This is a genomic window from Paratissierella segnis (assembly GCF_014385195.1).
Classification (GTDB): Bacteria; Bacillota; Clostridia; order Tissierellales; family Tissierellaceae; genus Paratissierella; species Paratissierella segnis.
The window spans coordinates 16,276-29,131 of sequence record NZ_JACRTG010000030.1 but is presented as its reverse complement, the minus strand read 5'-3'; the positions used below and the strand labels follow the sequence as shown (position 1 = coordinate 29,131).

Below are 12,856 nucleotides of genomic sequence, written 5' to 3'. Positions count from 1 at the left end.
TAATTTCATCCATTACATTAGAAGTAGAAGGAGTGACGAAATGGCAAAATATATAGTACGGCGAATTGTGTTATCTATTCTAACATTTTTTTGTATTACAATAATTGTTTTTTTTATTTCATATTTGGCACCAGGTTCTTCTTTAGATTATATATTGGCAAACTCTAATATGTCACCTGAAGAAATAGAATTACGTGCTTCACAATTAGGCTTAAATCAGCCGGTTTATAAACAATATCTTACATGGTTAAAGGAATTTTTTAAAGGAAATTTGGGTATTTCACTTCGTGAATATAGAAGTGTAACAGAAATGATTGGAGAAAGATTTGGAAATACATTATTGCTGACATTTTCATCATTGCTGATTGCTTATTTCATTGCAATTCCCATTGGAATTCACTCCTCAAGAAAGCCCTACTCCATAGGTGACTTTTTTTCCGCTACTGCCGCACTTGTGTCAATGGCTTTACCGGGATTTTTTATAGGTATGTTTATGATCTGGATATTTTCAGCAAAACTTGGTTGGCTTCCTATGGGTGGAATGTATTCGTCCAGTGCTGAACATTCTATTATAGACTTATTAAAGCATATGGCAATGCCTGTCACTTGTTTAGCATTACAACAGTTAGGAAATGTGATGCGTCAAATGAGAAGCAGTATGTTGGAGGTTCTTAGTGAAGATTATGTGCGTACAGCTCGAGCAACAGGATTGTCAGAAATAAAGACCGTGTATATACATGCTCTGAGAAATGCAATGGGTACTATTGTTACTTTGTTTGGCACTTCATTACCTTTTTTAGTTGGAGGGGCTGTAGTTACTGAACAAGTCTTTTCATGGCCTGGGATAGGTAGTCTGATGGTAACTAGTATCACAACACGTGATTATCCTGTAATTATAGGTATCACTGTCGTGGTTGCAACCACAGTTTTATTGGGCAATCTTTTGGTAGATATTACCTATGGGATATTGGATCCAAAAGTGAAATATGATTAAGGGGGGATAGATGTAAATGAAATCTGTAGAGAATAAACATAGCTCCTATTATAGTGATGTTTTTAGGAAATTTCGACGACATAAGATTGCGATGTTCTGTCTAGGTATAATGACTTTTATAATAATTGCAGTTTTGTTTATACCCCCGCTATTAGGCTTAGACCCATCAAAGGCAACTCTTGGGAAGAGTTTTCAAGAACCGGATGGAATTTTTATACTTGGTCTTGACAGATTAGGAAGAGATAATTTTGTTCGACTTCTATATGGAGGCCGTACATCTTTGTTGGTTGGATTAGTGTCTACATTTATTAGTATCATAATAGGTGTTCCACTAGGTCTTTGTGCAGGTTATTTTAGAGGACCATTTGAAGTGATTATTATGCGTATGGTTGATATATTTATGGTATTTCCATCGATGATCTTGATTTTGGTATTTGTATCTATTATAGGTCCTTCAATATGGTCTGTGACAATTATAATAGGAATAATGGGATGGCCGAATTTTGCACGTATAGTATATGGAAGTGTTTTATCAGTTACTTCCAAAGAATACGTTGAAAGTGCCCATGCTATTGGAGCTTCACACTTCCGTATTATAAAGGATTATATTCTCCCAAATGCAATTTCTCCTATACTTGTGACAACGACGTACAGAACGGCGTCTGCAATTTTAGAGGAAGCGTCTTTGAGCTATTTGGGGATGGGTGTTCAACCGCCAACTGCTTCGCTGGGAAACATTCTTAATGATGCACAATCTATAACAACCTTGACAATGCGTCCGTGGTTTTGGATACCACCGGGTTTGTTGTTGATGTTCATTGTATTATCAATAAATTTTATTGGGGATGGGCTTCGTGATGCACTTGATCCTAAGATGAAAGTATAATTTTACATGAAAAAAGAGGTCTTTATATGCATAAAGATATCTCAGACTGTACAAATAGATATTGTCAAACTAGATTATTGTAGGTTCAGTATCAATGATTAATGCTCTATTTTGAATAATTTGGTCTTATTTAAGAAGAAATAATAATTATAAAAGGAGGAATTTTTATGAAGTTGAGAAGAAAAAGATTTTTGAGCATGCTTATTTTGTTATTGGTAATAGCCATGACGGCTCTGTCTACATCTTGTAAGAGTAGTGATTCTGATGAAAGTGTAGCACCTGAAATACCTGCTGAGGGCGAGAATACTAATAAACGAGTTGATCAAGTTACGATTGCGATTCAGAGTTCGCCTGATACATTGAACCCATATAATGTAAGTGGTGCATATGGGGATCCCATAAACGATGTAATTTACGATAAGTTTTTCGATACTACTTATACAGGAGAATTAATTAATCGTCTATGTACTGATTACGATGTTGAAACTGATAGTGAGGATAACACAGTATTGACTTTCTATTTGGATGATAAGGCAAAATGGCATGATGGGGAACCTGTAACTGCCAAAGATGTGGTCTTCACAGCTAAGACAATAACCAACCCTGAAACTGTAACAACAAGACGTTTTTATTGGTCAAGTTTATTAGGTACAGATGATAGTGGAGTATGTAAAGATTCAGATGCTTTAGGTGTCAAAGCAATAGACGATCATACAGTACAATATACTCTTAAGGGAATGCGTAACATTGACGCATATATTACCATAGAAGGTCGTTTTCAATATATTTTACCTGAACATCTTTTGGGAGATATTCCAGCGGCAGATCTTCATCAATCTGATTTTTGGAAGAATCCTGTCGGATCTGGTCCATTTAAATTTAAGAATATGACGGTAGGCGAACGATATGAGTTTAGCTGCAACACAGATTATTATGGTGGTTTAGCTAATATGGATAATTTAGTGTATGTTGTTATGAGTCCTACTAATTACGCTACAGCGCTTGCGAGCGGACAGATTGACGCAAATACACAACTTAGTGAAATTCCAATTGATGATTGGCAATACCTTCAGACTTTGGACAACATTGAAACAAAATCAATTACTAGCTATACTTATCAATGGATGAACATTAACCAAAAGAAAGACTATTTTAAGAATTCAGATGTGCGTAAAGCTTTTAGCATGGCAATAAACCGCAATGCTATTATTGCTCAACTGTTAAATGGAGAAGGAACATACGCTGTAAGTTCTATTCCGCCAAGCAGTATCTATTTCAATAAGAACATTGCTGCAGACCCTTATAACCCCGAACAAGCACGTACACTTTTGGAAAATGCCGGATGGGATTTCAATCATGTAATTGATATGGTTGTTCCAATTGGAAATAAGGTACGTGAGAACTCAGCAGTATTGATTCAGCAAGATTTGGAGGCTATAGGTGTTAAAAGTAAGATACGAAATCTAGATTTTGCTACAATAATTGTGGAAATGCGTGAAGGTAATTTTGATTTTGGATTTTTAGGTGGCTTAGGTACAGATCCAGATGATGTCCGTTTGAATTTTGATATTGAGGGGTCAAATAATTTCAGCCATCTAGATAATACTGATTTTTATAAAGTGCTTGACAAAGCTAGAAGTGTTACAAGTGTAGATGAACGTAAGAAGTTATATGCTGAATGGCAAGAAATGTGCTTAGAGGAGACACCCATTGTATGGCTTTATCATCCTAACACATTATTTGCCTACAACAAGGATAAGTTTGATCATTATCCCTGTGAGGATTCTTTAGCTAATAACATGAGAGTTATGGAGTGGACATTTAAGTAATATTGAAATTTTGTCTCCAGATAATTGAGTGTTATCTGATGACGTATTTATGACGAAATAAAGGAAAGGGCGGATTATATGTCGAAGCTATTGGAGGTTAAGAATCTGCAGACTTGTTTTTATAGCAAGGATAAAAGAATTGTAAGTGCTATAAACGACGTAAATTTTAGCATTAAGAAAGGCGAAACGTTGGGTATAGTGGGTGAATCGGGTTGTGGCAAAAGCGTGACAGCATTATCTATTTTGCAGTTGATTCAGCCACACTCAGGAATGATCACACAGGGTGAAATCCTATTAAATGGACAAGATCTGCTAAAACTGAATGAAAAGAAGATGCAGCAGATTCGTGGCAATCAAATTTCAATGATATTTCAGGAACCAATGACTTCGCTTAATCCTTCTTTTACTATTGGATATCAATTAATAAGCCCAATACGTTTACATCGTAGATGCAGCAGAAAAGATGCTTATGATTATGCAGTTTCAATGCTGCATATGGTAGGTATTGCATCTCCAGAACAACGCATGAAGGAGTATCCACACCAGCTTTCTGGGGGGATGAGACAACGTGTAATGATTGCTATGGCACTTTCATGTGAGCCAGAGCTACTTATAGCTGATGAGCCCACAACAGCGCTTGATGTGACAATACAGGCACAAATATTGGAGCTGATGAAACAATTGCAGAGAAAATTACAAATGTCGATCATACTTATTACACATGATATGGGTGTAGTAATGGGAATGTGTGATAATATAGCAATCATGTATGCTGGTAATGTTATTGAATTTGCAGATAAATATCAAATTTTCAATTATCCAAAACATCCATACACTAAAGGGCTTCTTTCATCTATTCCTAGTTTAGATCGAGATGTGGATGTACTAAATACAATTCCGGGTATTGTTCCAAGTATAAGTAATATGCCTAGCGGATGTAAGTTTGGCCCGAGATGTCAGCATACATTACCGATTTGCAAACAATTACAGCCAAAGAGTATACAGGTAGGGAACGATCATAGTGTTAGTTGTTGGTTATATGAGCAAGAGGGAGGTGAATCATGATGAGTGATAAAGGATTGCTGGAAGTACAAGATTTATGTACCTATTTCCCCATCAATAAGGGAGTTTTACGACAAAAAGTTGGAGAAGTAAAAGCTGTAGATCATATAAATATATCCATAGATCAAGGGGAAACCCTTGGAATTGTAGGAGAGTCCGGTTGTGGTAAGAGTACATTAGGGCGCAGTATATTAGGACTTATTAAGCCTACTGGTGGACATGTCCTATTTAAAGGTGAGGATGTGACCAATATGGACTTTAAAAAATTAAGGAGTATGCGACAGCAAATGCAGATTGTATTTCAAGACCCGTTTGCTTCTTTAAATCCAAGAATGTTAGTCGAAGATATTATAGCAGAACCACTACGAATCCATGAAAGTAGTTTATCTAGGAATAAATTACAGTCTCGTGTCGAACAAATGCTTGAATTGGTTGGTATTGAATCGGATGCAGCTAATCGATATCCTCATGAATTTTCTGGTGGACAACGACAGAGAATCAGCATAGCACGGGCACTCATCATGAATCCCGAGTTTATTTTTCTTGATGAACCTGTAAGCGCGCTTGATGTATCTGTAAGATCTCAGGTACTCAATTTAATCAGGAATCTTCAAAAGGATCTTGGACTGACATATTTGTTTATATCCCATGACTTAAGTGTGGTACGACACATTAGCGATAGGGTAGGTGTGATGTATTTAGGTACAATTGTTGAGTTGGCATCAAAAAATCAACTGTTTAATAACCCTTTACATCCATACACGAAGGCTTTAATGTCTGCTATACCTATAGCAAATCCTAACATACCAATAAATCGAATTATCCTTGAGGGCGATATCCCATCACCGGCAAATCCTCCAAGTGGTTGCCGATTTCATACACGATGCCCCAATGTTAGAAAGGATTGCGATAAAACAGATATGTTGAATAGGATGATTGAGGTAGAACGAGATCATTATGTATCATGCTTGCTTTATAAGTAGATTATATGTGTTTTAAAGATTATATAAATGGTTCATAAAATAATGCTATGAAGTTAATATAATGAGATGGCTTGTTTTATACAATGATTGTTTAATATTATAAATGAGTAAATTAATTTGTATTTAATGAATGGGGGATTGAGCATTATGGATAAAACAATAGAATTTATAGACTCTAGGAGAGAAGAACTTATAAGCATTGCAAGCAAAATATGGGATTTTGCAGAAACTAAAAATGAAGAATACCGTTCTTCAGCAATTTTAGAGAATGCTCTTAAAGAAAATTCGTTTGTTGTCGAAAGTACAGTAGCAGGTCTTGAAACCGCCTTTATCGGAAGTTGGGGTAAGGGGAAACCGGTGATTGCATTTTTGGGTGAATATGATGCTTTGCCGGGTTTGAGTCAGGAGCCATGTAAAACATATAGACAACCAATTGTTGAAGGGGGAGCTGGACACGGTTGTGCACACCATGCGCTTGGAACAGCTTCGCTTGGTGCAGCACTGGCGGTAAAAAACTACTTAGAAAAAAGCGGTAAAGGTGGCACAGTGAGATATTATGGATGTCCTGCGGAAGAAGGAGGAAAAGGAAAACAGGTTATGGCTGTATCAGGAGCATTTGATGATGTTGATGCTGCTATAACATGGCATCCTACAGATGACAATAACATTTGGTCAATGAATTTCTTAGCTTCTAAGAGTGTAGTGTTCAATTTTGAAGGAACCCCGGCTGCTGCTCCAGGACAATCTGTTATAGGGCGCAGTTCACTTGAGGCAATAGAGTTGATGAATGTAGGAGCAAATTATTTACGCGGGCACATTGAATCACATAGTTATATAAATTATGCGGTAGTTGATGCAGGGGGTATTGCACCCAATGCTATTCCTGCACATGGATCTGTGATATATTTGTTGCGTGCTAGGACAAAGGAGTCAGTAAATCATATTTTCACTCGTTTGGTAGAGGTTGCAGAAGGCGCTGCAAAGATGACCGGAACTACCATGACATATGTAACCGAATTTGGTACAAGTGAACTAATACCTAATCGTGCTTTGGAAAAGATTTTATATAAGCATTTTTTGGATGTGGGACCTACACCTTTTACAAAAGATGATCTTGATTATGCAAAAGAATTGCGGAATACCTTGCCGCCCAATGCGGAGGGAATGACTTTCTCAGCATTACGCATGCTCTATGGAGATGTTGCCGAAACACTTATTCCTCAAATTAAGGACAAGGATATTAATGATATCATTTATCCGTATGTCCCTATTGAGGTATCTAAATTAGGCTCAACAGATGTGTGTGATGTAAGTTGGTTTACTCCAGTAGCTCAAGTTACAACTGCATGTTATGCAAAAGATACACCGGGTCATTGCTGGCAAGTGACAACACAAGGCAAAACACAACTTTGCTATAATGGTATGCTTACTGCAGCCAAAGTGATGGCATTAAGTGGGATTGAATTATTAACAGATCCTTGTTCATTACAAAGTGTACGTGAAGAATATGAGAAAAGAATAAAGGGTAAAGTATATCCAGAAAGTATATTAGAATAGTAAATTATTCGGGCAGGAAATTAGCATAAATTGATATCATAAGGTTTTCTGGAATATTATTAGCAATATGAACACAATGTAACATGGGGTGGAAGGACTATGAAAATTGGAATAATTGGAACTGGGAGAATAGTAAGGAGATTTTTAGATGCAATTTCAGATATAGATGGAGTAGATTGTGTTGCGTTGTATTCAAGGGATGGAATAAAAGGAATGCATTTAGCAAATGAATTCAAGATACAAACTGTCTATACAGATTTATTTGAAATGTTAAATAATATAAATATTGATTTTATATATGTAGCAAGCCCTAATAGTTTTCACTATGAACATTCATTAAAAGCATTGGAAAGCGGTAAAAATGTAATTTGTGAAAAACCATTTACATCTTCATTTGCTGAAGCTGTTAATCTTATAAATGTAGCCAAAAAAAAGAAATTGTTCTTGTTTGAGGCGATTACAACGATTCATCTTCCTAATTATAAGCTTGTAAAAGATAATGTTAAAAGGCTGGGAAACATTAAAATAATACAATCAAATTACAGCCAATATTCTAGTCGATATGACCAATTATTGGCAGGCGAAACACCCAATGTATTTAATAGGAAGTTTTCCGGGGGCGCGCTGATGGATATAAATATATACAATATACACTTTATCTTGGGGATATTTGGGGATCCCCAAAATATATCCTATTTTGCCAATAAACATAAAAATGGCATTGATACATCTGGGATCCTAATCCTTGAATATCCGGATTTTATTTCTACGTGTATTGGATGCAAAGATGTTTTAGGAGAAAACTTTGTTCAAATTCAGGGAGAAAAAGGATATATTTATGTTGAGAAAGGTTCGAATGGATGTGCTGGCTTTAGATTAATATTGAATGATGGGAAAACAGAAAGATATGATATTCAGGACAAAGAGAACATATTGTATTACGAAATAGTCGAATTTAAAAGGATTTATGAGGAGCAAGAATATGAAACATGTTATGAACTACTGGAACATACAAAGGCAGTAATTAGAATTGCTACTGTTGCAAGAAGAAACGCAGGTATAATATTTGAAGCAGATAAAGGAAGTATTGTAACAAAGTGATTATATGTTGATATTTTTGATTTTAAGAGCAAAAAATAGACTGTTGACATATCGCCAATTTATATGTTAATCTTATCCTTAACATGAATAATATAAAACATCAGAGTTAACATTATCCGGAAAAGGTGTGTTACTGATGACAATCAGGCATAAACCTATATATGGAATTGTATTATCATATATAGGTTTATGCCTTTTTAAATATTTTCCTTTGGGGGTATGACAATGGATAGGAAATATAGAATTTCAAAAGTGTTTAATAATAATGTTATCTTGGTAACTGATAAAAATTCGAATCAGGAACTTGTTCTGGTTGGCAAAGGCATAGGCTTTGGCAAAAAGGATGGGAAAAAAGTCATTTTATCAGAAAGTGATATAGAAAAGTCCTTCATTGCATATGATGAAAAGACCAAAACCGAATATTTTCAACTTATTAGTCAGATGAATAGCAATGTATTGGGTGTAAGTGAAGAAATCATAGCCTTAGCAGAGGAAAACTTGGGGCGATTAAATTCCCATATTCATATAGCATTAACAGATCATATTGGTTTTGCCCTTGATAGAATTAAAATGGGAATGGAAATATCAAATCCGTTTATATATGAAATAAAAGCCTTATACTCGGAAGAATTTAGGGTTGGATTGATGGCAGCTGAAATTATTAAGGACCGGCTCGATGTAGAGATTTCTGAATCGGAAATTGGATTTATTACTCTTCATTTTCATTCTGCAAGACAAAATAAAAAAGTAAATGAAACCTTAAAGGATACAAAACTCATTAAGGATATTATCGAGTTAATTGAAAATGAACTATCCGTTACTATTGATAATGGGGACTTAATATATACGCGATTGATAAACCATCTTAGATTGTCAATACAAAGGCTTGATGAGAAAAAATACATAGAAAATCCACTTTTGGACAGTATTAAGGAGCAATTTAAATACTCGTTTGCCGTAGCCGGAAAGATAGGCGAATATATAAAAAAAGAGAAGAATGTAGATGTACCGGATGATGAATTAGGGTATTTAGCATTTCATATTGAGAGAATAAATGAAACAAAAAAATTGATGAAGCGTAATGTTACCGAGTCAAATAAGAAATGAACCCATTATGTGGAAATTATTGTGAAACTGTATTTTGTCAAAAAATCGACTTTTCTTAAAGCTTTCAGATGGTTGTCTGCAGCTATGTATAATAGATTTAGTTATGTCAAACTCATGGATGCACTGGTTTTTTCAGTGGTAAAAGGTTGGTGCCAATAGTAATACTGGGATTGCATCATGCATTAAATTCAGTATTTTATTTTGAGGTAGCAAATATCAGTGGTATTGGGTGAAGAGCTTGTATGTAATCGTTGGACATCAAGTTCAATTTGTTGCAGATGAAATAGAAAAGATGAGGAAAGCAAAAAATTTAAGTTAAATGAAAGCCGGGTGGGGAAACCCACCCGATTTTTAAGATTATTTATTTTGAGTTGAAAAAATTAAATATAATAGTATTTAGTTTTTTGAGTTCAAAAATTCAGTAAAGGAGGGTATAATAAAAGAGATTGTGATATTGAAAAAAATTTAGATAAAGATAATTTTAACTATAAAGGTAAAAATATACTTACAGAAATAAAGTCTGTAAATAGATAGGAGGACATAAATGTTAAATCTATTTAAAAAGGAAATAAACGTTAAACTATTGGCACCAATGACTGGAGAAATAATAGAGCTAGAGGATGTTCCGGATGAGGTTTTTGCGAGTAAAATGATTGGAGATGGTTTAGCAATAAAACCGTCTGATAATGAAATATTGTCGCCATGTGACGGGAAGATAGTCCAGATATTTCCGACAAAACATGCAATAGGTATTGAAACAAACGAAGGATTAGAAATATTGATTCATATTGGAATTGATACAGTAGTATTAAATGGCAATGGTTTCAAGAGCTTTGTATCACAAGGCGACAGGGTGTATTGCGGAGATAAATTATTGGAAGTGGATTTAGATTATATAAATAAAAATGCTAAATCTACAATAACTCCAATACTGATAACCAATATGGACAAAGTAAAAGAATTTTCAAAAATCAATGGAGATGTGAAAAAAAATAAAGATGTAATAATGGAGATTAAAATGTAACTACTGGATAAAATCTAGACTAATATTAAATAATATAAGTACTAAGAGATTAAGGAGGATATAATGAAAAAGTTTAATTCTTTTATACTTATAATATTAGTCTTATCATTAATTGTAGGCTGTACTCCTCAAACTACTAAGCCTGAGAAAAAGGAAGATAAAGATATAGTAAATAGCGGGGATTCAAAACCTGAGCCCATGTTGAGTAAGACAACACCAGAGGACTTTCCGGAGGACATAGTTCCTTTATATGCAGTTGATAGAGTGGAACGAGGGATTTTCGCAGGGGAAAATTATTATCAAGTATATTATTATTCTAATACAGAACCGCAGGAATTATATGATCATTATGAATTGCTATTTAGCGATGATGATGATATAAACCTTCATGAAAAAATCAATGCATATGAATTTAATGGCAAAAAGAACAATTACAATATCAAATTGCATATAATTGCATCAAATGAGGAGAATTTTAAATCCACTGTAATAGTTATATTAAGTGGTGTAAATTCAGATATAGAATGATTGATAATTCATGATATGACCCTATATTTTTTCCTAAAATCAAAGATATTGTGGTATAATATCCGTACAATGATTGTTGGGAGGAATAAAATGAAGGATACAGTATATATAACTGGGCATAAAAATCCTGATTCCGATTCCATATGCGCAGCAATAGCATATGCTGAATATAAAAACGGAACCGGAGAAGTAAATGCTATACCGGTAAGACTTGGAGAATTAAATAGGGAAACAAAATTTATATTGGATTATTTTGGAGTTGAAGCACCGGCTCTTATAGAGACCGTAAGGCAAAGTGTAGAGGATTTAGATTTTGATATAATACCACCGGTTAGTCCTGATATATCGCTTCGGATGGCACTTAACCTAATGGACACGAACAATTTGCATAGCCTGCCTGTTGCAGATGAAAATGACCAAATAGTTGGCATTGCTACGATTTCGGATATTATTCAATCCTATATAGATGTTTGGGATAATGCTATACTTGGAAAATCCGGTGTGACAATTGATAATATAATAGATACATTATCAGCAAATCCTATTATTATGCCTGAAGAAATCAGACCGTTTATAGGTAAGGTTTTGGTTTTGGCAATGGAACCCGATTCAATAACTGATTTCATAGAGGACAATGATATAGCAATATGCGGGGACAGGAGAGATGTTCAAGAAATAGCTGTAAACAGCAATATATCCCTGTTAATAGTAACAGGGAACTCACAAATTGATGAAGACTTGATAAAGATTGGCGAGGAAAAAGGGATTACGGTAATCTCAACCCCATATGATACATTTACTACTTCAAGGCTCATAACACAATCCATACCTCTTAATTATGCAATGACAAAAGAAGATTTAGTCATATTTGCACTTGATGATTTGGTAGATGATGTAAAGGTTAAAATGTCCCAAACAAGATATAGATCCTATCCGGTTTTAAACGATGAAAACAAAGTGATAGGACTGATATCAAGGTATCATTTGATCTCCAGTATGAAAAAGAAAGTCATATTAGTTGACCATAACGAAAGAAGCCAATCAGTAGATGGATTAGAAGAATGTGAAATATTAGAGATAATAGACCATCACAGAGTAGCTGACGTATTTACGGGTAATCCGATATATTTTAGAAATGAACCTGTTGGAAGCACTTCAACCATTATTGCTTCTATTATGTTTGAGAATGGAAGAAGACCATCTAAGAAAACCGCAGGAATTTTGGCAGCGGCTATTATATCGGATACCCTTCTATTTAAATCTCCTACATCTACAAATGTAGATAAGATTATGCTAGAAAGATTAGCAAGAATAGCAGATCTGGATATCGACAAATTTTCCATAGAAATGTTTAAAGCAGGGACATCTCTTGTAGGTAAAACCCCTCAAGAGCTACTTGCACAAGATTTAAAATTATTCACAGTTGGTGGAGATAAAATAGGTATTGCCCAAGTATATACTATGGACCCGGATAGTTTAGGGGAAATGAAGGATGACCTGTTGAAGTTGATGGAAGAGAGAGCAAGGGAATATGATTATTCCGTATTTATTTTGATGCTTACGGATATATTTGACCAATCTTCTGAAATGGTAGTAGTAGGGCACAATAAGGATTTAATTGCAGAAGCATTTGATAAGACATTGGAGAACCACTCTTTCTTTGCTCCGGGAGTAGTATCCAGGAAGAAACAAGTAATACCGCCTATAACAAATATGTTATCAAATATCCATAATATGATTGGGTAAAACATTAGCATCCCGTATTCTTTAATTAATCTAAGAATA

Annotated in this window: 11 protein-coding genes; all 11 read left to right on the top strand. The window is 34.8% G+C overall.

The window, feature by feature from the left end; genetic code table 11:
- Window positions 1–40 precede the first annotated feature (40 nt).
- The 11 genes from H8707_RS12705 to H8707_RS12655 all read left to right on the top strand — a co-directional run bounded on the left by H8707_RS12705 (window position 41) and on the right by H8707_RS12655 (window position 12,817).
- Complete coding sequence (locus H8707_RS12705; RefSeq protein WP_262430519.1) at window positions 41–994, top strand: ABC transporter permease; 954 nt, start codon at window positions 41–43, stop codon at window positions 992–994.
- A 16-nt stretch (window positions 995–1,010) separates the two neighbouring features.
- Window positions 1,011–1,880 (top strand): ABC transporter permease, encoded by an 870-nt coding sequence (locus H8707_RS12700; protein WP_262430518.1) that lies wholly within the window; start codon window positions 1,011–1,013, stop codon window positions 1,878–1,880.
- 167 nt (window positions 1,881–2,047) lie between these two features.
- On the top strand, window positions 2,048–3,709 hold the full coding sequence (locus H8707_RS12695; protein ID WP_262430517.1) for an ABC transporter substrate-binding protein: 1,662 nt from the start codon (window positions 2,048–2,050) through the stop codon (window positions 3,707–3,709).
- A 78-nt stretch (window positions 3,710–3,787) separates the two neighbouring features.
- Entirely contained in the window at window positions 3,788–4,774 is a 987-nt protein-coding gene (locus tag H8707_RS12690) for an ABC transporter ATP-binding protein (protein ID WP_262430516.1), read from the top strand.
- Window positions 4,774–5,754, top strand: coding sequence for an ABC transporter ATP-binding protein (locus H8707_RS12685; RefSeq protein ID WP_262430515.1), 981 nt, complete (start codon window positions 4,774–4,776; stop codon window positions 5,752–5,754). The genes H8707_RS12690 and H8707_RS12685 overlap by 1 nt, the downstream gene beginning before the upstream one ends.
- 147 nt (window positions 5,755–5,901) lie before the next feature.
- Window positions 5,902–7,311, top strand: a complete 1,410-nt coding sequence (locus H8707_RS12680; protein ID WP_262430514.1) for an amidohydrolase — start codon at window positions 5,902–5,904, stop codon at window positions 7,309–7,311.
- 99 nt (window positions 7,312–7,410) lie between these two features.
- Window positions 7,411–8,412: a Gfo/Idh/MocA family protein gene (locus tag H8707_RS12675; RefSeq protein ID WP_262430513.1), complete on the top strand. Its 1,002-nt coding sequence runs from the start codon at window positions 7,411–7,413 to the stop codon at window positions 8,410–8,412.
- Between the two features lie 225 nt (window positions 8,413–8,637).
- Window positions 8,638–9,519 (top strand): PRD domain-containing protein, encoded by an 882-nt coding sequence (locus H8707_RS12670; protein ID WP_262430512.1) that lies wholly within the window; start codon window positions 8,638–8,640, stop codon window positions 9,517–9,519.
- A 544-nt stretch (window positions 9,520–10,063) separates the two neighbouring features.
- Entirely contained in the window at window positions 10,064–10,543 is a 480-nt protein-coding gene (locus tag H8707_RS12665; protein ID WP_262430511.1) for a PTS sugar transporter subunit IIA, read from the top strand.
- A 63-nt stretch (window positions 10,544–10,606) separates the two neighbouring features.
- On the top strand, window positions 10,607–11,071 hold the full coding sequence (locus H8707_RS12660) for a hypothetical protein (RefSeq protein WP_262430510.1): 465 nt from the start codon (window positions 10,607–10,609) through the stop codon (window positions 11,069–11,071).
- Window positions 11,072–11,161: 90 nt separating this feature from the next.
- Window positions 11,162–12,817: a putative manganese-dependent inorganic diphosphatase gene (locus H8707_RS12655; RefSeq protein ID WP_262430509.1), complete on the top strand. Its 1,656-nt coding sequence runs from the start codon at window positions 11,162–11,164 to the stop codon at window positions 12,815–12,817.
- Window positions 12,818–12,856 lie beyond the last annotated feature (39 nt).